Here is a 22,652-nt window from a genome sequence, read left to right as displayed (position 1 = left end):
ACGAGAAGACTCTCGTCGGTAATCGTCCTTTATTTATTTGTGTTTTAGGAAAACCGGGCTGCTATATGCCGGCTTCGGATAACGATAGAATCCACGACCACTAATCTGACCGTAACGGTGTTCATCCAACATCTCGGTCTTTAGCCGTTGGGCCACCGCCACCAACGCTTCCTTCCCGGGTTCAGCACTGGTGGCCAGCATTAGGCGATAGGCTGCCCGAAGATCCATCTCGTCGAGAATGCCGAACGGTCCCTTGGCACCACCGGTGGCAATCATCCAAGCCCGATCGATCATTTCCGGTTCGGCGACCCCCTTCTCCCACAGCAACAGGGCCGACTCCAGAAATGGCGCCATTAGGGTGTTCAAGATATAGGCGGGTTGCTCCCTGGTTAATTGAATTGGGACCATGTCAATCTCACGGACAAACGCAACCACCGCCTGGTAGGCCGTCCGATCGGTCAGTGGCTGTCCCATGATCTCGGCCGGCTGGTTAGGCCAGACGTGCGGCGTAAAGTGCAGGGCTAAGAAGTTCTCCGGATGTCCCGAAATGGTGGCAAATTGACTTGGCAGAAAGGTCGAGGAGTTGGTGACTAAGATTGACTGTGCCGAAACCACCTTGGCCAGGGCCGCATAGAATTCATTCTTCACCGCCAGGACTTCCGGAATGGCCTCAATAATGAGATCAGCCCCTTCGACCGCGGTTTCCAGGTCCGTGGCGTATTGAATGCGTTCGTTGGTGTCATAAACGACGGCCGGCGTGGCAAACAGGCGCTCCGCATAGACTTGGTCCCAGGTTGCCGTTCGTCGCTTAGTGGCGGCCACGGCGGCCACACTACGGTCATAAATGGTGACGCTAAAACCACTGTAAGCTGACTGATAAGCGATCTGACTGCCAATGGTTCCGCCGCCCGCAACCACGATTTTTTTAATCCCCATAGTTATCCATCCTTTTGGCCTAGCCTCATTTTCCATGCTGACTAGCATAGGCTACTCACCACTTCCGAGCAATTAAGAACGGCCGGTTAACCTCAAGAACTAACAAAGTGCTGGGGCAGTGAAAGCAAATCGTCCCTTAAACTTATCCGCAATTGCGGTATACTAATTGTAGCTTCAGTAAATTTACTTTCGGGGGTATTTGACATGACAACCATCAAGAATGTCTGTGTGTTCTGTGGATCTAACCATGGGTACGACCCACAATTTCTAAGTGAAACCAACGCCTTAGGCCAGTTCTTAGCCGACCATCACCATCCGGTCGTTTACGGCGGCGGCAAGGAGGGCCTCATGGGCGCCATTGCCAAGTCCACCATGGATGCTGGCGGCGAGGTCATCGGCATCATCCCCACCTTCTTAAGCGAAATGGGACTGGCCGAAACCAACGTCACCACGCTATTAGAAACATCCACCATGGATGAGCGCAAGGATGAAATGCTCCGTCAATCGGATGCCTTCATCGTTTTGCCCGGCGGCTTCGGCACGTTCGAGGAATTCACGACCATGTTGTCGTGGAGCCAAATCAACGTTCATCAAAAACCCATTGCCCTGTTCAACATCAATCATTACTACGACGACCTGGTAACCATGATGCACAAGTGCTGTGATGCCGGCTTTGCCCCCCAAGAGAATCTGGACCTATTCATCAACGCCACAACGATTGATGAAATCTTCGAAGGTTTCTCAACCTTCCATCATCAACTCCCTTACAAATACACGAATTAACGATCAAAGGCTGTGACAATTGTCACAGCCTTTTTTGTCGCATCAGTTATCAACTAATAGCCGTACTAGTTGCCCTTCCCGACCGATTTATCCACGGCCTTACGATTCTGCCAACGAATCTCATCATCGATCCAAGCGTTGAGCCAGCCCGGTAACAGGTGATTCGAACGAGCCGGATGATTGATGGTTTGCATCAGTTGCAGCATCGTAAACACCAAGGATTGGCGCCGCCGATAGGCCAGGTATTTGGGCTGCCAATCGGTCACATATTTTTCCTTATAGGACCGCAACCCCTGGAAACTGTAAAAGGTCGACCCGTATTCATAGATGAGATGGGCGGCCCGTTCCTCAATAAAACTGAACCGCGAGACGCCGACATTGGCCAGCGGGGTCATCCCCAGGTTAAACGTCTGGTACCCCTGCTCCCGACACAGGCTAAATAGGTGGACGAAAAGCCCATCCATGATGCCCGACGGGGCGGCATGACCGGCCCGCATCAGGTCGATTGAGGTCACGTCATGATTCCCGGTCGGCATGAGATTGGCAAACGCCACGATCTGGTCATTGGCATCCTTCATGACGGCTACCGGGGCCTCGTTCAGATAGTCGCGGTCAAAGAACCCCATGGAAAAGCCCTTCTCCGTTTCGTCGCCCAACCATTCCGCAGAGACCTGGGCCAACTGCGCAAAGGCCTCGTCGCTCAACGGCGGTTGTAGAAGCTCGAAATGAAAGCCCTCGCGGGTAAACTTGTTGACCAGCGCCCGTTCACCACGGTGCGGTTTGCCAATCAAGGTAAAGCTCGCCAGATCCACGTGACCTTCCTCGCCCATTTTAATAAAATCAAATCCCATCTCATGAAGGGAAAGGGTCAGCGCCTCGCTAACCTCATAGAACACAGGCGTCATCCCGGCCTCATCGGCGTCCTTCATGAATGCCGCCAGTGCCGGCCGGAGCTTCGTTTGATTGCCAATGGGTTCGCCCATAACCATCAATTTGTTGGCCCGGCGACGAAACAGGATTAGCAACTGGTCCTCCCCCGCTTCCCGATAGAAATAGGTATGCTTATCCCGCAAGAAGGCCAGATGGCTAACCTCATTTCCACCGTATCGCCCAATCAGCCGGCGTACCCGTTCTGCGTTGAACGGTCGTCGTAACCAGGGCGCCGGACGAAAGGCCAGGTAACGATAGATGTCCGCCAAGATAAATAGGGCCACCAACAAGCCGCCTAAACCATCGAGCCAAACCTGTGTCGAAGGAATCCACCAGGAATGAGGAATCCAATAGTGATGATGGTGGTGGCCATGCAGCGTAAAGATGCCCAGGACGGTATAGATCAGGAAAGTTCCCATAAAGATTAGGCCGTCAACCGTCAGGCCACCCCACGAATAATGAAAGCCCGTTCGATAGAGTTCCGGGCGAGCGAAGACCAGGGAAACCATCACGAGGCAAAGCAACACGACCAAACCACCTGGAAAGTTCTCGGCGACCAGCGTGTTGACAATCGCTACCGCCAGCACCACCACGGTCGGCCAAAAGGCCCGTTTCACCCGGGCGCCAACGCCACGCGCCAGCCCGATCAAGAGAAACGCGACCACAATATTCGCGACCTGGCTGAGAAAATAAAACATGTACGGTACCAACTGGAGGTAGACCCGATTGGCCAAAACCACGTCCGGAATCGTGGCGAAGAGGAGCATCATAACCCCAGAGAAATACATAAAGACCGTCACAAAGATTTGGGCGGCTCGGCGCAGAGCGGCCATCGGAAGGCCATTTAAGAAGTGATTCAGGCGGCGCCCGGCATCATGAATAAAGAACCCGACGCCTAGGCCAAACGGCAGGAGGTAGTAAAATAGCCGGTATAACAGGAGCCACCCGGTGGCGTCCGCCCGGCTGACGCCCATGAACCCCAACCCAATAATCATGAAGACGTCAAAAGACCCCAGGCCACCGGGAATCATGGAAACGACGCCGGCCACGGAAGCCACCACAAACATTGGAAAGACGGCAGCGAGATTAAGCGGGAGATTGAGTGCCCAGCCGATGAGTAAGAAAAACAGGCCGCAGCTTCCCCATTCCAGACACGATCCGAGGATCAGTCGTCCTTCCCGCAACCAGGTTAAGTCCTGAAAGAACTCGCCATCGTTTAGTCGGGTAAAAATTAGGACGCACGGAAAGTAGAGACCGCCACCCAGTAGCCAGAACCAATACCCCTCGTAGGCGACCCCCACGTGAGCGCCGAATAGTAAGATTAAGGCCACCCAGCACGCTACGGATAGGCCGGCTAAGAGAAACAGGGCAATCTTTGAAATCGCATAGACGACCTGCTTCTTTGAGGCTGACTTGGCATAGAAATTGGCCCGTAGGCTGGCGCCTAGCAACCCGCCCATGCCTGCCAGATTGGTGAAGGTATTGGTGACCCATCCGGTCCGAAAGACATACCAACGGGTAAACTTTCCGGGTAGAAATTCCACAATGGTGAAGTCATAAATCAACATCGGGAGGACTGCCACGAAACCGGCCACGGCCAGTAACAGGACCATCTCCCAGCTAAGACTGCTTAACTCATCCCTTAATTGATGACCATTCACCTCGCGGGCAACATGCGCCACCTCTTGAATAATGAAGATTAACATCGAGAAAATAAAAATCCCTTTGATTAAACCCAGCCGCTTTTGAATAGCCGCCCACAGTCGTTTCCCCATGATGACACCCCCCGTAGTCCTTCATTATGCCAATGGCTAAACTGGAAAACAATTGAGGGGCAACCATACCGGCCAGTAATGTTAGTGACTTATCTTAGCGTTCATAAGTCCAAAAAGGCCCGGAATTCTTTCAAATTCCGGGCCCACCCCTGTGTTTAATGTTTATGCTTCCGTTTACTCCGTGACCACAACGCTAACCCACTAAAATCAAGGACCCCAATTCCTGATAGCAACCAACCACTTCTGCCGCCCGGTACCTGATAGGTTAAGCGAACCCGATTATGCCCGGGGGTAATTGGCACACTCATGAACCCGCCCAGCGTCCGCTGAGTCCGTACATGCTGCCCATTAATCATGACGTGCCAACCCGTATCATCCGCTAATGCCAGATACAAGTGATCCTTGCGGGTGGTCCCGGTAACCTGGCCATTTATCACGGTTTGCCAACGACTCGTTTTAGTCGTCGCCGTTAATTGATTCTGTTTGAGCATTTGTAAGGCCCGGTTTACCTGGACCTGATTGAAACTCACCGCTTCCAAATGGTAAATAGCCGTCGCATACTTAGTGGCCACCCGAACAATCATCGTTTGACCGCGCTTAAAGGTCCCTAATTTAATCAATGCCGTATGCCCATTGGCGTTGGACGTCGGCTTAACCCGGTGACCATTGACCGTCATTGTTGAATACTTGGTTTCCCCATTGGGGGCCCATAGATACACGGGGCCCGTTGCCTTCGCCATTAGCGTCATGACGTGATGATAATGATACTTCGTCACCTTGCCACCAACGCGATGAACGACCTTAACCTGATCCCCTAGCTGCTTCGCTGGGACCACGTCATGTGTTGCGCTTGGCCGAATTGCCTGTAAGATGGCCTCCTGATTTTGACTGGCATTCATGGTCAATGGCACCCGCGTTAAACCGGCTGGAACCGCAAATCCCATACCACTGTACCCGGTCGTCGCCGTTGTTTGACTGCGAGTAGGCGTCAAGCTCACCGTCGACTTGACGCCCAACAGGGCTTCGGTGACCGGCGTCAAGCCCACGTCACTGACTCGACGAACATTGTCGCTAAACAAGCCCAATTGATGAAGCGTCTGCCGGGTCCGATCATTCAGCGTTGAACTGTACCCAGCAATCCCATGAAAATTAAACAACAAACTATCATTGTAGTTATTGTAGGTCGTTTGATAGGCCTGATTAATCAGCGAATTAGTGTTCTGAACCCGATAGAGTTGACCATCTGGATCATTGACACCCGCCATATGCCGATTTTCCTCAGCGTAGGCCTGAGCGTATTTTACTTGATCACCAAACTTGCCCGTACTCATCGATAAGACGAAGTTACCCCCGAGTTCACTCGTTACCAACATCGCCAATGTCCACTGCCGCAAAGCACGTTGCGTCATGAATAAGACGAGAGCCGTCACAATCACGTACAGGCAGCCGATCCACAGGCTCCCCCAATGAACCTGTTGAATCTTGGCATAATACGCCACCAACTTAGGCGAATGACCACTAACTAACTGGCGCATCAAGGGCATCATGCCGGCCCCCAATACCATGATCATGACCTGTCCGATAGGCAATACCCATTGCCATCCCTGGCTAATTTGCCGTGGTTCGGCAATCCATGCCTCATACCCGACCATGACCATCACAAAACTAAAGAAGAAGACATTACGGAAAGGAAAACCGGCTGGGGCCTGCATAAGATGCCAGAACGTGTTAAACACTCGCAGCCACATTCCCAGGAAGAGCATGCCTAGCAGGGTAACCGTTGCGAATTTTTTCCGCCGGCCGATCATCGGATTGACGAAGAACGTCAGCACTAATAAGGCCACCGCACTGGAAACAAAAACCGTGGGTGCGTGCATCAACCGTTGCGTAAAGTTCGTGGCGCCGAGGCCAAATTGTGTGAAAAACTCCAGGCCAAACTCAGGTACGGGGCGAAAGTTAATGGCGTTGGCGGTTCCCTTAGCCGTCAACAACATTCCCAATCCGGTTGGAAGTAAGATAGCCGCCGCGGAAAGCCCACTCAACGCCCCCGTCAGCGTAAACCATCCCAGTCGGCCATAGCCGGCTTGCTTCGACTCTAACCCAGCCGCCCCCACTGATTGAATAGCGTATAGCCAAAGTACAGGATACTGAACAGGCACATCATATACCCCAAATAATAGTTCGTTACCATGCTGACCAGTAGCCAACCATAGAACATGCCTAATCGCTGTGCGCGGACCAATCGATCAATCCCGGCCACGACCAATGGTAGAACGATTAACGCGTCCAACCACATCAGGTCAAAGAAGTCTACCGCTACGAAACCACTCAGACTAAACGCCAGTGCAAAAACAATCGTGACCCGGGAACTGGTCAGAAAATGGTCTTGCAGAAACCAAGCCATCGTGGCCGCAATCGTCGCAATCTTTACCATAATAATGACACTGGCCGCAATCGGAACATTGGCGGCGCTAAACGCCAAGACAATGATATTAAAGGGACTCAAGAGGTAATAGGCAACGGTTGGCACCACGTTACTCCCCAACGAGAGTGAGAAGGAAAATAGATGAAACGTCTGGTACCGCAAGGCATGTTGCAACGCGGTTAGCAACGGAATATATTGCGTTCCCATGTCGCTCATCAACAGGTTGCGATGGCCAAATGGCGTCACGTGCCAAAAACCAAAGGCGACCATCACTATTCCTAATGCAATCAGCCAAGCCAAGCCAACATTTTCCCACCGACGTCGCTGCTCGTCAGCCTTTCTTAACCGCACGATTATTCGCCTCGCTTTCATTCTCAAAATATTGGGGGAGACGCTCCACCAGGCTCAGCAGTTGTAACCACCAACCGCTTGCCAATAAGACACCACCCATAACATCACTGGGATAATGATTTCTAAGTCCAAGTCGGGCCAACATTAACCCGATGACGGCAACGCTGAAAACAGCGATTAATCCCCAACTCAACCAATTGAGATCCAGGCTTCGAACGATCAGCGTAATCAGGATACAGGCCAATAGGGCCGCACTAAAGACGTGCCCACTTGGAAAACCAAAACCGGTGTCCTGAATGACCTGATGGATCGGGCGAAGTCGTCCCACAAGATGCTTAACCACTAGCAACAAAGCATCCCCACCAACCAAGGTAGCCAGGATAAACGCCGCCCAGCTCCACTGATGCGTTCTCATTAGGAATAGGCTCACGATCACCATCGCACAGCCCGTAATCACCGGACTGCCCAGGGTGGTGACGGTATGCCAAATCAGGGTGTGTTGACCGATGGCGCTAGTTTGGAACCGCTCAAGCCAAGACTCGTCCAGGGACAATAATGGTGCAAATTGAATTTTAACGAGTATCGCCAGGATGGTAAAAATACCCAATACCACTATGGCGATAATCTGATGACGATCACTCTTACTCACAGGTCTTCCCCCTATTGTTTTTCTTTAATTAAATAAAGCGGTCGGTGCTTCGTTTCCAAGTAGATCTTGCTAATATATTTTCCAAGAACACCAAGACACAGTAGCTGGAGCCCACCTAGCATCAGCATGATTGTGATTAATGATGGCCAACCGGCGGTCGAATTGCCGAATAATAGTGCCCTGATGACAATCCACAGGCAGCTAAAGAGTGCCGCCACAAACGACAGTCCACCTAGCCAGGAAGCCATCGCGAGGGGAACCTCTGAATAGTTCATAATCCCGTCCAACGAATAATCCATTAATTGTCTAATCGACCAATGAGTCTTGCCGGCTACCCGGTCATGATGCTCAAAGGTTAAGTAAGTCGTCTTATACCCGACCCAACTAAAGATCCCCTTCGAAAACCGATTAACCTCAGGTAAGCCAACGATGGCCTGAACGACGCGCCGCCTCATCAAACGATAATCGCGCGCGCCCGGAACAATTTTCACCTGAGAAATCTGGTTGATGACGTGGTAGAACGCCTGGGAAAGCTTTGACCGTAACCAGGGTTCCCCTTTGCGATCGGTCCTCTGCGTGGCAACGACATCATTGTCAGTCGTCGCCAAGGTTTCAATCATCGTGGGCAATAGTTCTGGTGGATCCTGCAAATCAACATCCATCACCGCCGTATAGTCACCTTCAGCCTGCTTAAGGCCGGCCAACAAGGCGGCTTCCTTGCCGAAGTTTCGTGAAAAACTGACATAATGAACCCTTTCTGGATCGGCAGCATTTAAGTACTGCATCCACTGTAAAGTTTCATCTGTCGAGCCATCGTTGATGAACCAATACTCCCACTGGTAACGTTCACGATGACCGTCGTACTTATTTAAAATTTCTTGAACCCGTTGATAGAAAATGGGGATACTCTCCTGTTCGTTATAACAGGGCACCACGATAGAGATTAATGGCATATCGAAATCCTCCTTAACAAAAAAACACTTAGGTACGCTGGAATTGAGGTTAATTCCATCATACTTAAGTGTTCCAAGGTCTAATACTGGCTCGAAAGGAGATTATTCTGAGAATTTATCAGAATTCGTTGCCGGCGAGAAAAATTTAATCTGCATCTTCGTTCCCTGTGGCTGATTATTCAAGACACGGATCTCTGCCTGGTTCATCTTGATTAACTGTGACACAATGGCCAATCCAAGTCCGGTGCCCGTCACAGCTTGATTATGAGCGGTATCCACCCGATAAAAACGTTCGAAGACGCGTTCCTTATCGGCGTCCGCGATCCCCGGCCCCAGATCCTGAACGGTAATGATATTGACCAGTTGGCCGGTCTTGGCGGTAATCGTGATGGGGTGATCACCCGGTGAGTATTTCCCAGCATTATCAATTAACGCCATGAGGATCTGTTGTAGACTCTCGGCATTTCCCCAAATCACGAACCGATCCGGAATCTTAACCACAATTGACTGTTCACGTACTGCCCGCTCCTCAGCAACGGTTTCACGGATAACCTCGGTGGCATCAAAAAAAGTCAGCTTTAAGGTTCCCCGATCCGCTCGCGACAGGGTTAACAGACTGTTGACCAGCCGCTGCATGCGGCCCGATTCATCATCAATAAACTGAATGGAGCGCGGAATAATTTCCGGGTGCTGATCGCCTCGGCGTTCGACCAACCGGACGTGGCCCCGGATGGCCGCAATGGGTGTCCGTAACTCATGAGCCGCATTGGAAATAAATTCCCGTTCCTGCATGGCATGGTCGTTTATTGACGTCAACAAATCGTTGATGCTCAGCGCTAATTGATGAACCTCCTTTGGATGAGTCGGAATGGGTAAGGTTGCCTTAATGCTTTGTGCCCCCGCCTGATCCTGTGCGGCCACGTTCAATTCGGTTAACGGCTTTGTGATCTTGCGGGCCGTCAATCGAATAAACACCCAGCCCAGCCCGACCGTTAGGGCCATGACCATTAGTACCACCAGCATGACGGACAGCAGGATGGCTGTCACAGGGGCCAATCGGAGCCAAATCTCTGATTTTATGCCAAGACGGGTCCCCGACCGGTAGTAGGTAAACCCATAGTCTCTGCTGTAGGCAACCGCTGGAAAAAATGGCATTTGATAATGCTTGGCGCCTAAGAAAGCCTTGGTATTCGGCGTGTAGTAGGTCCCTGGCGCATTACCCAACCGGCTGTTATGTACCCGTACATAGGTGTTCTTCGTATTAATGGAACTACTCTTCCGCCACTGATCCCAGTCAGGTCGGTCGTCAATAATCGACCGTTTCAAACTAGCCATCAGTTCGACCGAAGACTGTTCACTTTGTTTCACTAATTTATAGCCAACCATTCCCATCACTGACACACCCATAATTAACGTCACCAATACCAGTAACCAAAGAAACCGTGACTGAATCTCCTGTGCGGTCGTTTTCATCTTGTTCTTTGACATGCCATCACCCGTCGTAATCCGTTGATAAGACGTAACCAATGCCACGAACCGTGTGAATCAGGGGCGCCGTTGGGTCTTCATGTAATTTTCGCCGCAAATAGCGGACGTAAACATCCACCACGTTCGGTTGTCCTTCAAAATCCACTCCCCAAACGGCATCCAAAAGATCATCTCTGGTTAATGTCTGACCGGATTTTCTCATCAAATACAGCAACAATTCATATTCTCGCTGCGTCAATTGAATAAGTTTGCCATTTCTTAGGACCTGCCGCGACCGTGTGTCCAAAGTTAGATCCGCAACATGTAGTTGGGTGTCCGCCGCCTCCTGATGATGTTGATGCCGCAAAATAACCCGAATTCGTGCCAATAGTTCTTCAATCTCAAAGGGCTTCGTAATATAATCATCGGCCCCCGTGTCCAAGCCTGCCACCTTGTCCCCAACATAGTCCCGGGCTGTCATCATGATAACTGGCAGGCTATCGTGCTTGCGAACCCGTCGTAGAACGCCCAAGCCGTCAAGCTCTGGTAACATCCAGTCCAAGAGCATTAAATCCAACTGACCACGATTGGTTTCATAGACGGTCAATGCCTCTTTACCGTTACGCGCATTAAGAACGGTATAATCTTCAAATTGTAGTTCGGTCGTTAATGACGCCAGCAATGCTTCGTCATCCTCAACGATTAGGATCGTCCCTGCCATAATTTCACTCCGTTCAGTTTGTCATTCTGTTACTAGCTTACTCATCCAGGTTGAAGAAAGCTATCATTTTCTAGCCGGTTGACCTAAACATTTAAGAAGCTTCAGAAATTCCTTAGGTCGTCGAGGCGGCCTTGACTTGCCCTTACACCACACCTCATTAATTGACTCACCGAACAGGCCCGCCCACAAGCAATGGTGAGCTAGCCACCAACAACCTATGCTACGCTTTCCCAGAGGTGATAACTTTGGAACTTGGACCCTTATCAGAGTGGATCGGGGCACTCGCGGAATTCTTAGCCGTCGGTGTCGCCCTCTTCCTACCCTATTGGACAACCCACCGTATGGCTAACCAACGACGCACAAAGTTTAAAACGGTCATCTTACGCTATGGCCACGCTGCGTTAGCTGGTGATTTGACTGCCACGAAAGACCTGGAAATTTTCTTAAAGGTGGCCTTTTTGGTTGACACGGACGATCACTGTCAATCAGCCATTAGCACTGGGTTCGCCATCTTGAACGAATTAGACTCTCCCATAACACCTAACCGTCAGCAACGAGTCGAAGTTCTACTGGCCAGCTTGACCGTTAGGAAAAAATAATGGGACAAAAAAACAGCGCCATCGCGCCGCATAATGCGACACGATGACGCTGAGTTTTATTTCAGAAGTTGGATGATTACTTAAGAGTAACCACACCACCAACGGCTTCAAGCTTTTCCTTGACGTCGTTAGCTTCGTCTTCAGAAACGCCTTCCTTGATGACAGATGGTACGTTGTCAACAAGACCCTTAGCGTCCTTCAAACCAAGACCAGTGATTTCACGAACGGCCTTAATAGCCTTAACCTTGGCGTCACCAGATTCAGTCAACTCAACGTCGAATGAGTCCTTAGCAGCGGCACCGTCGCCACCAGCAGCACCGGCTGCAGCAACAGGGGCAGCAGCGGATACGCCGAATTCGTCTTCAATTGCCTTAACTAAGTCGCTAAGGTCAGTAATGGATGCTTCTTTAAGAGAAGCGATGATAGCATCTTTATCAAAAGCCATGTTATTTTCCTCCAATAATTGGGTTTATTTTTTGTGTAGCGTGGGTACTTAGGCTGCGTCGCCTTCGTCACCCTTGTCAACGATAGCCTTAATTGCGTAGGCCACGTTCCGTACTGGTGCTTGAAGTTCGCTAGCCAGCATGGAGAGCAAGTCTTCACGACTAGGCAAGGTAGCGTAGGTGTTGATTTCATCAACGGAAACGATCTTTCCTTCGATGTAACCACCCTTGATTTCAAGGGCATCTACACTATCAGCAAATTTCTTCAAAATCTTAGCTGGGGCGATTGGATCCTCGTCAGAGAAAGCAACGGCAGTAGGACCTGCGAAGACATCGTTTAAGTCACCGTAGCCCGCCTTGTCGGCAGCCCGAGTCAAAACCTTGTTCTTGATGACGTTCATATGAACGCCAGCGTCACGTAATTGCTTCCGTAAGTCGGTTACTTGTTCAACCGTTAAACCACGGTAGTCAACGACGATGGCACTCGTTGCGTTGTTGAACTTGTTAACAACGGCATCAACATGTTTTGCTTTAATAGCAATAGCTTGTTCACTCAAATTGTTCACCTCCCAGAGTAGATTGGTGGGATAAAAAAATCCCTATGCCACCAAGACATAAGGAAACAAAAGTTTAAGTAAACTTCTGCCTCGGCAGGCGTCAATTAAGGCCGTTGGGCCACCTGAGTCTTAGGTAGATCTATTAATAACTTTAATAGCATACAATACTCAACAACCAGTGTCAATGTATTGCGAGGGATTTTTTTATTCACTTCATAACTTGGACTAGATCATAGTGCTCAAGTCAACGTCGACACTAGGGCCGAACGTAGAAGCGATTGAAACGTGTTGAACGTAAGTCCCACGCACAGCGGCTGGGCGGATACGTACAATCGTTTCGGCAATGGTCTTCAAGTTGCCGGCAAGCTTGTCAGCATCAAAGGAAACCTTACCAAATGGAACAGCAACGTTACCGTCCCGGTCAGTCCGGTAAGTAACTTGACCATTCTTAGCGTCGGAAACAGCCTTTTCGACGTTCATCGTAACAGTCCCCGTCTTAGGGTTAGGCATTAAGCCCTTAGGTCCTAAGACACGGCCTAAACGACCAACTTGGGCCATCATGTCTGGCGTTGCAATAGCAACGTCAAAGTCCAACCAGCCGTCTTGGATGCGTTCTACTAAGTCTTGTTCGCCGACAACGTCAGCACCAGCTGCTTCAGCAGCCTTAGCTTGGTCACCCTTGGCGAATACAACAACCGTTGTATCCTTACCAGTACCGTTAGGCAGTACCAGTGCGCCACGGAGTTGTTGGTCCGCTTGCTTTGTGTCAACGTTAAGCTTGAAAGCAACTTCGACAGTTGCATCGAACTTAGCGAAATCCATCTTCTTTACCAAATCAATGGCGTCGCTCATGTTGTAGACCTTGTCGGCCTCAACCATCTTGACGGCGTCTTGATACTTTTTACCTCGTTTGTGAGCCATTTTTGTGTATTCCTCCTTGCAAATGTGGTTGTAACGGATAAACCTCCCACTTGACACATTTCATTTTCGTGAAGTGTCCGACTATCCGAAAACTGAGCTTAACCTTCGACCGTGAAGCCCATGCTCCGGGCAGTACCTTCAATCATGCGCATAGCTGCTTCAACATCAGCTGCGTTTAGATCTTGCATTTTAGTTTCAGCGATTTGCTTAACTTGGTCCTTGGTTACAGTAGCAACCTTGTTCGTGTTAGGTTCGCCGGAACCGTGTTCAACACCAGCAGCCTTCTTCAACAGCGTTGCTGCTGGAGGAGTCTTGGTGATGAAATCAAAGGAACGATCTTCATAGACACTGATCACAACAGGAATGATCATACCAGCTTGGTCAGCGGTACGAGCGTTGAATTCCTTAGTGAAGCCCATGATGTTAATCCCTGCTTGACCTAAAGCTGGTCCAACTGGGGGAGCTGGGGTTGCTTTACCCGCAGGAATCTGTAATTTGACGACATTAGCTACTTTTTTAGCCACGAGACAATACCTCCTTGAGTCCGTGTGTGGTAAGTGGAGCTGTTAGTTTGCTCCTCCCACGTTAACTGTATGCTCTAACGCATACTTGAGAATCATACCACACTTTACTAACTACAACAAGTTCTTTTGGAACCAAAATTTAAAGGTCACCCACGACGGCTGATCCTGATAGAACAAGGATTCAGCCTGCCCAGCTTCGGAACAATCGTCGTCAGTCTTAACGGCCAACCGCGACTAAAACACGGTGGCCGATAGAGTCATGGGTGATGACTGGTTAATGACGAATGGCTTAACCCAGGATTGGGTCGACTTGGTCAAAGTTCAGTTCAGTACTGGTTTCCCGACCGAACATATCAATGTTAACCTTTAACTTCATCTTTTCGTCATCGACTTCGGTAATCTTACCGACCAAGCCACTGAAGGCACCATCCACGATGGTTACGGAGTCACCAGGAGCAACATCCAATTCAGCATGCCGAGCCGAGATACCGACACGACGGAGAATCCGTTCGACTTCGTCAGGTAACAATGGCGTTGGCTTACTACCTTGACCATGAGAACCTAAGAAACCAGTAACGCCAGGCGTGTTCCGGACGATGTACCAAGCTTGGTCACTCATGACCATTTCGACCAAGACATAGCCAGGGAAAACCTTTTCCATGGAAACCTTGTCCTTACCATTCTTAACTTCATGTTCCTCTTCTTCAGGAACGACCACACGGAAGATGTTATCTTGCATCCCCATTGATTCGGCCCGTGATTCCAAGTTTGCCATGACTTTGTTTTCGTATCCTGCGTAAGTATGCAGAACGTACCATTGTTTTTCAGCTGACTCAACCATGTATGGTGCACTCCTTTAATGTCTTTGACTTTTCGAGCAAAATAAAAAAACTCCGCATACACGAAGTTCCCGTTAGCTACTAATATAGCATATTTAAGCTGCTTTGACCACCGATAATTCGACTACGCGAGGAACTTCAGGCCGTATTGAACGAGCCAGTCCACAGCGCCAAAGAAGATGGAGAAAAGCACTGAGATGCCAATAACCGTTCCGGTATCGTGCCGAAGTTGCTTAACGCCTGGCCAAGAAACTTGTTTCATTTCCTTGCCGACCGATTTGAAGAAACGGAGTAAATGCATGGTGTTGCCTCCCTAAATGTTAGTATCCGTTATAAGCTAAATTCATCAATTAACGTGTTTCGCGATGCAGCGTGTGCTTCCCGCAAAACTTACAAAACTTCTTAACCTCAAGTCGCTGAGTCCGGGTTGCACTCGCTGTGATGGTGTAGTTTCGTGACCCACAAACGGAACAGGCCAACGCAATCTTTCTTTGTGACATTTTGCCACCACCTTTAATAAAATCCTGTCTAACTCATACTGTGTTAGCTTACCATCATTGGGCAAGACCGTCAATCATTCGGCCAAGACTTGCCGAAGTTTCGCCTGACTGCGATAGGCAGCCGCCGAGGCCTGGGCAGCCGTTAAACGAGCATTCTGGGCAATCTCACTCAAGGATGCCCCACGAATCAGTCCCAAGAACACCAATCGTTCGATCGCCGACAACCGTTTCTGAACCAGACCAACGGCCTCCTTAACCTCCAATTGCTCACGAATAATCCAGCGCGGGTCAACCAGCGTATCGGCAAAGAACGGCCCATTGGCATCGATTGAAACCATCCCCCGACAATTCTGCCGTTTCTGTGCCCTGCTCTGACGAATCAAATCGTAGACCCGATGTAGCAGGTTAAGCCGATAGAAGGCCCCGAAGTTCACGGATCGACTTAACTGAAACTTGGTGACCACTTGGCAGAAGACCAGCAGGGCCTCCTGCTCCCAGTCGTCGCGATCATACCCAGGAATAAAGTAACGTTGCTCCATCCGCAGTAAAACCGGACGATACCGGTCAAATAACACGGGTAGTGCTGGGGATTCAGTGGTTTGTCGAATCATTTCAATTAACACAATATCACTCATGGTTTTCAATTAAAAAGGCCTCCTTCAACTGGTTACTCCAGTGTAAAGGACGCCCGTCCAATCGCTTAGCGAACACCCGTTTATTTTTTCTTAGGGCGTTGCTTAGGCCGAGACATCATTTGGTCTCGTAATTTTTCTAATTTGTAGAGTTGCTGATCATTCCACGGTGATTTTCGCACAATCCCGCGGTCGGCATACTCGCGGGCCGTCTGCTTGACTTCATTCTGTGCCCGCTCGATGTCCCGCAGTAATTCACCCGCTGGGATTCGTAGTGCGCCCTCAGAGAAGATGGTCCACTGTTCAGCCTGATCGCTGGTGGCCACCGTCACCTGAGTAAATCGCGTTTGGCGTTCCTTGGCTAACCGTTCAATATAGCTGTCGGCCGTTTCGTCACGATTGGTCCAGACGACGTCTAAATCAAATTGCCGGTAACTCTTCGAAATACCGGGAACGTACATCGCATCAAACACCACCGTAATGGCCGCGTCCCGCAGCTTATGATAGTTAGCCAGCATATTTAAGAGCTGGTCTCTGGCTTCTGGTAACCGATCAGTCAACTTTAGACGGTTGAGTTCGGGCCAGTTGCCGATCATATTATAAGCATCGACAATTAAAATATCTTTTTTCATCTTATCCCGCACTCATTTCTTCTAAAGTTAGTGTTGAACCGGATGCCGTGAGCTGAAGCCTTGATACATCAAGAGCCCGGCGGCCACACTGGCGTTCAAGCTTTGCACCTCGCCGACCATTGGAATGGTCAGCATTTCATCAACGGTTTCCTTTAATAGGCGAGAAATTCCCTTGCCTTCGTTACCAATGATGAGGGCACTGGCACCCTTAGCATTCCAGTCACGATAGTCGTTGCCATCCATGTCGGTGCCAAAGACCCAGACACCGCGGTCCTTCAAATCGCGAACGGTGTTAACCAGGTTAGTAACCCGAGCAACCGGTACCCGTTCAATGGCCCCGGTTGAGGTCTTAGCCACCACGGAGGTTAAGCCAACGGCCCGGCGCTTAGGGATAATGACCCCGTGAACCCCACTGGCATCGGCGGTCCGCAAAATGGACCCCAGGTTATGTGGATCCTCGACCCCGTCCAGAATTAAGAAGAATGGTGGCTCGCCGGCGGCATCTGCCTTGGCAAACAAATCATCAATCGTGGCATATTCAAAGGCCGCAACGCCCAGTGCCACCCCTTGGTGATTCTGGTGGTCAGTCAGTTGGTCCAGCTTTTGCTTCGGCACCTCGGAGATCACCAGGTGACGTTTCTTAGCCAGTTGCCGAATCTCATCGATGGCTTCCGCCTTTAATCCGCTCTGCAAGAAGACCTTGTTAATCGTTTGTTGGCTCCGTAAAGCCGCTACGGCCGGATGACGACCGATGACAAAGTCGGTGTCGTTGGCTGGTGTTGTCTGTTCTGGATTCATTATTCAGTCCGCCCCGCTTCCACTTGTTCAATGCACCATTGACTTAACTGATCGACCCGGTCCTGTTTACCGCTTAGGGCTAGATAGCCCATCAAGGCTTCGAACCCGGTTGAAATCCGGTAAGTCACCACGTCCGTGTTTTTGGCATGCGTGTAGCTCTTGGCGTTACGCCCGCGCTTGAACATCGTCCATTCATCCTCGCTGAGAATCTCGTCTTGTTCCATCAAGTTAATCAGTGCCGCCTGGGCCTTAGCGGAGACGTAATGCGTCGCTGTCTTCTGCAAATGGTTTGGCTTGGCCAACCCTTCGGCGATTAAATGCCGCCGAATGATGACCTCGTAGGCGGCATCCCCCATATAGGCCAATGCGACCCCGTTTAATTGTCGATAATCTACTTCAGTTGTCATTAATTTCCCTTTCGCCAACGCGTCCCTTGGGGCGTGTCTTCCAAAATAATTCCTTGGTTCTTCAATTGCTCACGAATTTCATCGCTGCGCAGGAAATCCTTGTTCTTCCGTGCGGCAATCCGTTCAGCGATTAAGTCTTCGATGTCTTGGTCTGCCAATTCGGTAGCTTCCTTGAGTTCAACCCCAAAGACACTGAGCAAATCGGTTAAGGTCTTGCGAATGAAGCTCAGCGTACCAGCAAAGACGACCGGCCGTTCGGCATAGACATTCCCCAGCCGGGCAACTTCGTAGACTTCAGCGACCCCGTTTTGGACGTTGAAGTCATCGTCCATGGCATCCATGTAGTTGGCCGCAATCTGACGAACCTCTTGGTCCGTCTTAGGATCGTTACCACCCTCGGCATCCTTCAGCCGATAGCCCATATTATCGTAAGCCGTTTGCAGGCGTTCGAGGTTGCGGGCAGCGGTATCCAGGTTGCGTTGACTGTATTGAATGGGGCGCCGGTACTGCGTCGTTGCCATAAAGAACCGCAACGTCTGGGCATCAACCGTCTTCAAGATGTCGTGAACCGTGACAAAGTTGCCGAGTGACTTACTCATCTTCTCGTTCTCATCGCCAACGGTGACAAAGCCATTATGCAACCAGTAATGAACGAAGGTCTTCCCGGTCTTAGCCTCACTTTGCGCGATTTCATTCTCATGATGGGGGAAGACCAGGTCTTCGCCACCGGCATGAATATCAAAGGTGTCGCCCAGATAGTGGGTGGACATGACCGAGCACTCAATGTGCCAACCGGGCCGACCAGCACCCCACGGGGATGGCCAAGAAATTTCTCCAGGCTTAGCGCCCTTCCATAGGGCAAAGTCGACGGGATCTTCCTTACGGGCGGTCTCTTCATCGGCCGTATGCTGGGAAGCCCCTTCTTCCAGATCGTCTAACTTCAAGTGTGAAAGTTCACCATAGTGGGCAAACTTGTGTGCTCGATAATAGACATCCCCATCAACTGGATAGGCATAGTCCTTATCGATTAGGTCCTGAACAAATTCAATGATTTCATTAATGTGTTCCGTCGCCCGGGGATTCACGGTCGCTGGTTCAATGTTCAGCGCCGCCGTATCTTCCTTGAAGGCCTTGATGAACCGGTCACCCAGTTCTGGCACCGTAATGCCTAATTTATTAGCTTGCTTAATCATCTTATCGTCGACATCGGTAAAGTTAGAAACGTACTTCACCTTGAAGCCGCGGTATTCAAAATAACGGCGAATGGTATCGAAGGCAATCGCACTCCGCGCATTCCCAATGTGAATATAGTTATAAACCGTCGGGCCACAGACGTACATGTTGACCACGCCGGGGGTCATCGGTTCAAAGGTTTCTTTTTGGCGAGTCATGGTATTAAAAACTTTAAGCATCCCGAAACTCCTTTCGCGTCACGACATAAATTATGTCTATTGTAGCATATTCGACCAAAAATTAAGAAGTCGACCTGCAGCCAATAGGCAGACAGATCGACTTCTTAATTGTTTCGTTACTCTTCGCCAACGTTACGACGGCTTTTTACCGTTGCGATTGTTATTACCAGACTTCTTAGCACCGTTGCCATCCTCAATATTTTTACTTGAATGCACCGGTTTAGCAAAGATCATTCGTCCCGCATCGGTTTGAATGGCACTCGTCACGACCACATCGAGTTGCTTGTTGATGAAGTACCGACCGTCTTCGACGACGACCATGGTCCCATCATCCAGGTACGCAACCCCTTGTTGCCGTTCGGTCCCGTTTTTCACAACCATTACATGCAGGTCTTCGCCAGGAATAACACGAGGCTTCAAGGCATTGGCCAACGAATTGATGTTTAGGACCTGAACATTTTGGAATTGAATAACCTTGTTCAGGTTGTAATCATTCGTCACGATAATCCCGCCATTTTCCTTGGCCAATTGGATTAACTTGCTATCAACCTCAGGAATATCTTCGAAATCCCCTTCATACATTTCGATTGGCATGATTTGTTCATTTTGAAGCTTGTTCAAGATGTCCAAGCCACGCCGACCACGAACCCGCTTGATGGAATCACTGGAGTCCGCTATGTATTGCAGTTCATACAACACAAAGTTAGGAACCAACAGCGTCCCTTCCAGGAATCCGGTTTTCGCCAAGTCATAGATCCGCCCATCAATTAAAATATTGGTGTCTAGAATCTTATAGTGGTGAAAATTTGGTTCGCTTTCCCTGTCCAAGACCTCTTTGCCGGCGTCTTCACCTGTGGCCTTACGCCCAGGTGCTTGGAACAATCGTCGCCAATCTTCCAGCTTAAGCTTGCTAAGACGGGTCCCAATTCGAAACCCTAGGTAACCAAATAGAATCATCAATATCCACGGAATCACGGTATTGAAAAACACCGACTTTGATTCGCGAAGTGAAACTGAAATCAGTAACGCTAACACTAGCCCGACAATGGTGACCAAACTGCCAAAAATAAGCGTCATGGGGTTCTGTCGATTCAGGTAGGCTTCAATCTTGTTAATCAATCGAAGCAGTAAGCCTGCAAAGAGCAACCCGAGAATAAGAAAAATAAGTGCACCAACCAGTATGTTTACCGCCAGATTGTTCACCATTGGGCTAGTGACGCCTGAAATTTGCCAGATTCGAGGGAGATAGGCGGCGCCCATAACCCCACCCAAAACGGCAAAGATAAATAAAACAACACTCTTTTTACGCATTTTAAATTTCACCTCCTTTCATTGCTCACCTGCCTTAAACGTCGAGTGCGAGCTTTAATGTTTGCCGTAGAGTCGATACCCCGACGACATCGATCCCCTTAGGTGGAACCCACCCTTGAAGATTATTCTTAGGAACAAAGATCCGTTTGAAGCCTAACTTTTTAGCCTCAGCCACCCGCTGTTCGATCCGACTAACTCGGCGAATTTCACCGGTCAGCCCAACTTCACCAACGAAACAGTCCGTGGGCTCGGTCGCGGTGTCCTTGTAGCTGGAGGCAATACTCAACGCGATAGCCAGGTCAATCGCTGGTTCGTCAAGCTTAACCCCACCGGCGGCCTTCAGAAAGGCATCCTGGTTTTGTAGCATCAGGTTAGCCCGTTTCTCCAGCACGGCCATCAATAGCGACACACGATTGCGGTCCAGTCCACTAGACGTCCGTTGGGCATTACCAAAGACAGATGGCGTGATCAGCGCTTGAACCTCCACCAGAATTGGCCGGGTTCCTTCCATGGAGACCACGATAGCCGATCCGGTGGCATCCTTGAGTCGTTCTTCCAAGAAAATTTCGGAAGGGTTAGCGACCTCGTAAAGGCCCCCCTCACGCATCTCAAATATCCCCAACTCATTGGTGGACCCAAACCGGTTCTTCACCGCCCGGAGAATCCGATAGGTGTGATGCAGGTCGCCTTCGAAGTAGAGCACCGTGTCCACCATGTGTTCCAGAATCTTGGGACCGGCAATGGCCCCGCCCTTGGTCACATGACCCACGACAAAAATGGTGATGCCATTGGTCTTCGCAATCTGCATCAGCTCACCCGTCACCTCACGAATCTGGGAAACGGATCCAATCGCTGAAGTCACATCTGGTGCTTGCATCGTCTGGACGGAGTCGATAACCACGTAGTCCGGCTGCATCTCTTCGATGTTGGCCCGAATGCTGGCCATGTCCGTCTCTGGATACAGGTAAAGGTTATCACTGTTAACAACCAACCGGTCCGCACGCATCTTAATCTGGGGCGCACTTTCTTCCCCAGAAACGTATAACACCTTGCCACCAGTGGCACTCAACTGCCCAGACACCTGTAGCAGCAGGGTCGATTTCCCAATACCCGGATCCCCACCAATTAAAATTAAGGAACCTGGGACAATTCCCCCACCGAGTACCCGGTTTAGCTCGCCCATTTCGGTCTTCACCCGAGTCTCGCTCGTGTGCTTAATCTCATTCATTAATTGGGGATGCGAATGTTGACCAGACGCACTAACCCGAGTGGATTGGGGCTTCGCCGTTGGCGTCACCACTTCTTCAACCATGGTATTCCACTCGCCACAGTTTGGGCAGCGGCCCAAGTAACGTGGTGAACTGTATGCACAATTTTGACAAACAAAATTAGTTTTGGCTTTAGCCACCGTAGCTCCCCCTTAGTCATTCTTCTGAATACTTTTATTTTAGCATAACTACCAGCTGATCCTACACTAGTCTGTTGACACATTTTCTAAAGTTTTACTTGCGATCGGACGAGCCGAAGCCCCCCTGGCGTTCCTGTTGTGGCGCCTGTTCGTCGTCGGCCAGGTAGTAGGGCATGAAAATCCCTTGGGCGATGCGCTGGCCCTTTTTAATCACAACGTCGCTCAGCCCGACGTTCACGAGTTGAACAAAGATTTCTCCCTCGTTCTTTTCGTTATCATAATAGTCGGCGTCGATCACCCCGACCCCGTTCGGCAAGATGAGGTTATGCTTCAAAGGATTGCTAGACCGATTGGCCAGGATCAAGACTTCACCTGGCGCCATGTAGGCCTTAATGCCCGTGGGAACTAGCCACGGTTTCAGATCGTGTTGCCCCGCCTCAAGCTCGGCCGTAGTCAGCGGCGCCTGTTGCCGCAATCGTTTAAAGGCGTGCAGGACGTCATGCCGCCAAATCGAAGGTAGGGTAAAGTCTTCCGCACATTCAAAGTCGTAACCCGCAGCCTGTTGGGTTGTTCGGTAAGGTAGATGTAAGCCCTGGTTTTGGTACCGTGAAACAATTTCAAATCCACGTTTCATTATCGACACTCCTTCTATTAAATAAATCGCTTTCGTTGGCTCTGT

General features: G+C 50.1%; 25 protein-coding genes and 1 other annotated feature. Of the genes, 2 read left to right on the top strand and 23 right to left on the bottom strand.

Going from position 1 to position 22,652, the window contains the following annotated elements; genetic code table 11:
• Window positions 1-33: 33 nt before the first annotated feature.
• Window positions 34-936: a 3-hydroxyacyl-CoA dehydrogenase gene (locus EKM96_RS07460; RefSeq protein WP_125641965.1), complete on the bottom strand. Its 903-nt coding sequence runs from the start codon at window positions 934-936 to the stop codon at window positions 34-36.
• A gap of 204 nt (window positions 937-1,140) precedes the next feature.
• Here EKM96_RS07460 and EKM96_RS07455 point away from each other — a divergent pair, with 204 nt between their 5' ends.
• Window positions 1,141-1,719: an LOG family protein gene (locus EKM96_RS07455; protein WP_125641962.1), complete on the top strand. Its 579-nt coding sequence runs from the start codon at window positions 1,141-1,143 to the stop codon at window positions 1,717-1,719.
• Between the two features lie 65 nt (window positions 1,720-1,784).
• Here EKM96_RS07455 and mprF read toward each other — a convergent pair whose 3' ends face one another.
• The 7 genes from mprF to EKM96_RS07420 all read right to left on the bottom strand — a co-directional run bounded on the left by mprF (window position 1,785) and on the right by EKM96_RS07420 (window position 10,990).
• A complete protein-coding gene (gene mprF / locus EKM96_RS07450; RefSeq protein ID WP_125641959.1) occupies window positions 1,785-4,424 on the bottom strand; it encodes a bifunctional lysylphosphatidylglycerol flippase/synthetase MprF in 2,640 nt (879 codons plus the stop codon).
• 155 nt (window positions 4,425-4,579) lie between these two features.
• Window positions 4,580-6,583, bottom strand: coding sequence for a YfhO family protein (locus tag EKM96_RS07445; RefSeq protein ID WP_164511001.1), 2,004 nt, complete (start codon window positions 6,581-6,583; stop codon window positions 4,580-4,582).
• Entirely contained in the window at window positions 6,520-7,200 is a 681-nt protein-coding gene (locus EKM96_RS10765) for a YfhO family protein (RefSeq protein WP_164511000.1), read from the bottom strand. The genes EKM96_RS07445 and EKM96_RS10765 overlap by 64 nt, the downstream gene beginning before the upstream one ends.
• Window positions 7,181-7,849: a phosphatase PAP2 family protein gene (locus EKM96_RS07435; protein WP_125641952.1), complete on the bottom strand. Its 669-nt coding sequence runs from the start codon at window positions 7,847-7,849 to the stop codon at window positions 7,181-7,183. Before EKM96_RS07435 ends, EKM96_RS10765 begins: the two co-directional genes overlap by 20 nt.
• An 11-nt stretch (window positions 7,850-7,860) precedes the next feature.
• Complete coding sequence (locus tag EKM96_RS07430) at window positions 7,861-8,802, bottom strand: glycosyltransferase family 2 protein (RefSeq protein WP_125641949.1); 942 nt, start codon at window positions 8,800-8,802, stop codon at window positions 7,861-7,863.
• Between the two features lie 102 nt (window positions 8,803-8,904).
• Window positions 8,905-10,290: a HAMP domain-containing sensor histidine kinase gene (locus EKM96_RS07425; protein ID WP_125642036.1), complete on the bottom strand. Its 1,386-nt coding sequence runs from the start codon at window positions 10,288-10,290 to the stop codon at window positions 8,905-8,907.
• Between the two features lie 4 nt (window positions 10,291-10,294).
• Window positions 10,295-10,990, bottom strand: a complete 696-nt coding sequence (locus EKM96_RS07420) for a response regulator transcription factor (RefSeq protein ID WP_125641945.1) — start codon at window positions 10,988-10,990, stop codon at window positions 10,295-10,297.
• Window positions 10,991-11,235: 245 nt separating this feature from the next.
• Here EKM96_RS07420 and EKM96_RS07415 point away from each other — a divergent pair, with 245 nt between their 5' ends.
• Entirely contained in the window at window positions 11,236-11,589 is a 354-nt protein-coding gene (locus tag EKM96_RS07415) for a hypothetical protein (protein WP_125641942.1), read from the top strand.
• Between the two features lie 76 nt (window positions 11,590-11,665).
• Here the strand turns inward: EKM96_RS07415 and rplL are convergent, their stop codons facing one another.
• The 15 genes from rplL to EKM96_RS07340 form a co-directional block, all read right to left on the bottom strand.
• Window positions 11,666-12,034: a 50S ribosomal protein L7/L12 gene (rplL, locus tag EKM96_RS07410; protein ID WP_061776214.1), complete on the bottom strand. Its 369-nt coding sequence runs from the start codon at window positions 12,032-12,034 to the stop codon at window positions 11,666-11,668.
• Between the two features lie 48 nt (window positions 12,035-12,082).
• Window positions 12,083-12,589: a 50S ribosomal protein L10 gene (gene rplJ, locus EKM96_RS07405; protein ID WP_125641938.1), complete on the bottom strand. Its 507-nt coding sequence runs from the start codon at window positions 12,587-12,589 to the stop codon at window positions 12,083-12,085.
• A gap of 24 nt (window positions 12,590-12,613) precedes the next feature.
• Window positions 12,614-12,741 (bottom strand) — a sequence feature (ribosomal protein L10 leader region).
• A 73-nt stretch (window positions 12,742-12,814) separates the two neighbouring features.
• Window positions 12,815-13,510 carry a 50S ribosomal protein L1 gene (gene rplA, locus EKM96_RS07400; protein ID WP_061776212.1) on the bottom strand — a complete coding sequence of 232 codons (696 nt, stop codon included), beginning with the start codon at window positions 13,508-13,510 and terminating at the stop codon, window positions 12,815-12,817.
• A 98-nt stretch (window positions 13,511-13,608) separates the two neighbouring features.
• On the bottom strand, window positions 13,609-14,034 hold the full coding sequence (gene rplK, locus EKM96_RS07395; protein WP_011667358.1) for a 50S ribosomal protein L11: 426 nt from the start codon (window positions 14,032-14,034) through the stop codon (window positions 13,609-13,611).
• 289 nt (window positions 14,035-14,323) lie between these two features.
• Entirely contained in the window at window positions 14,324-14,875 is a 552-nt protein-coding gene (gene nusG, locus EKM96_RS07390) for a transcription termination/antitermination protein NusG (RefSeq protein ID WP_061776211.1), read from the bottom strand.
• Between the two features lie 122 nt (window positions 14,876-14,997).
• Window positions 14,998-15,174 carry a preprotein translocase subunit SecE gene (secE, locus tag EKM96_RS07385; protein WP_125641934.1) on the bottom strand — a complete coding sequence of 59 codons (177 nt, stop codon included), beginning with the start codon at window positions 15,172-15,174 and terminating at the stop codon, window positions 14,998-15,000.
• 49 nt (window positions 15,175-15,223) lie between these two features.
• Window positions 15,224-15,373, bottom strand: coding sequence for a 50S ribosomal protein L33 (gene rpmG / locus EKM96_RS07380; RefSeq protein WP_125641931.1), 150 nt, complete (start codon window positions 15,371-15,373; stop codon window positions 15,224-15,226).
• Window positions 15,374-15,447: 74 nt separating this feature from the next.
• Window positions 15,448-16,008 carry a sigma factor gene (locus EKM96_RS07375; RefSeq protein WP_225417701.1) on the bottom strand — a complete coding sequence of 187 codons (561 nt, stop codon included), beginning with the start codon at window positions 16,006-16,008 and terminating at the stop codon, window positions 15,448-15,450.
• 80 nt (window positions 16,009-16,088) lie between these two features.
• A complete protein-coding gene (locus tag EKM96_RS07370; protein WP_125641924.1) occupies window positions 16,089-16,637 on the bottom strand; it encodes an NYN domain-containing protein in 549 nt (182 codons plus the stop codon).
• Between the two features lie 27 nt (window positions 16,638-16,664).
• The gene (gene rlmB, locus EKM96_RS07365) at window positions 16,665-17,435 is read right to left on the bottom strand and encodes a 23S rRNA (guanosine(2251)-2'-O)-methyltransferase RlmB (protein WP_125641921.1); all 771 of its coding nucleotides are present in this window, start codon (window positions 17,433-17,435) and stop codon (window positions 16,665-16,667) included.
• Window positions 17,435-17,842: a Mini-ribonuclease 3 gene (locus tag EKM96_RS07360; RefSeq protein WP_125641918.1), complete on the bottom strand. Its 408-nt coding sequence runs from the start codon at window positions 17,840-17,842 to the stop codon at window positions 17,435-17,437. Before EKM96_RS07360 ends, rlmB begins: the two co-directional genes overlap by 1 nt.
• On the bottom strand, window positions 17,842-19,254 hold the full coding sequence (cysS, locus tag EKM96_RS07355; RefSeq protein WP_125641915.1) for a cysteine--tRNA ligase: 1,413 nt from the start codon (window positions 19,252-19,254) through the stop codon (window positions 17,842-17,844). The genes EKM96_RS07360 and cysS overlap by 1 nt, the downstream gene beginning before the upstream one ends.
• Before the next feature lie 132 nt (window positions 19,255-19,386).
• Window positions 19,387-20,565 (bottom strand): PIN/TRAM domain-containing protein, encoded by a 1,179-nt coding sequence (locus EKM96_RS07350; RefSeq protein WP_125641912.1) that lies wholly within the window; start codon window positions 20,563-20,565, stop codon window positions 19,387-19,389.
• A gap of 34 nt (window positions 20,566-20,599) precedes the next feature.
• Window positions 20,600-21,973, bottom strand: a complete 1,374-nt coding sequence (radA, locus tag EKM96_RS07345; RefSeq protein ID WP_125641909.1) for a DNA repair protein RadA — start codon at window positions 21,971-21,973, stop codon at window positions 20,600-20,602.
• A gap of 94 nt (window positions 21,974-22,067) precedes the next feature.
• Complete coding sequence (locus EKM96_RS07340) at window positions 22,068-22,607, bottom strand: dCTP deaminase/dUTPase family protein (protein WP_125641906.1); 540 nt, start codon at window positions 22,605-22,607, stop codon at window positions 22,068-22,070.
• Between the last annotated feature and the right edge of the window lie 45 nt (window positions 22,608-22,652).

Source organism: Levilactobacillus tangyuanensis (assembly GCF_003946545.1).
Taxonomy (GTDB): domain Bacteria; phylum Bacillota; class Bacilli; order Lactobacillales; family Lactobacillaceae; genus Levilactobacillus; species Levilactobacillus tangyuanensis.
The sequence above is the reverse complement of the archived record's forward strand: the minus strand, read 5'-3'. Positions and strand labels throughout refer to the sequence as shown.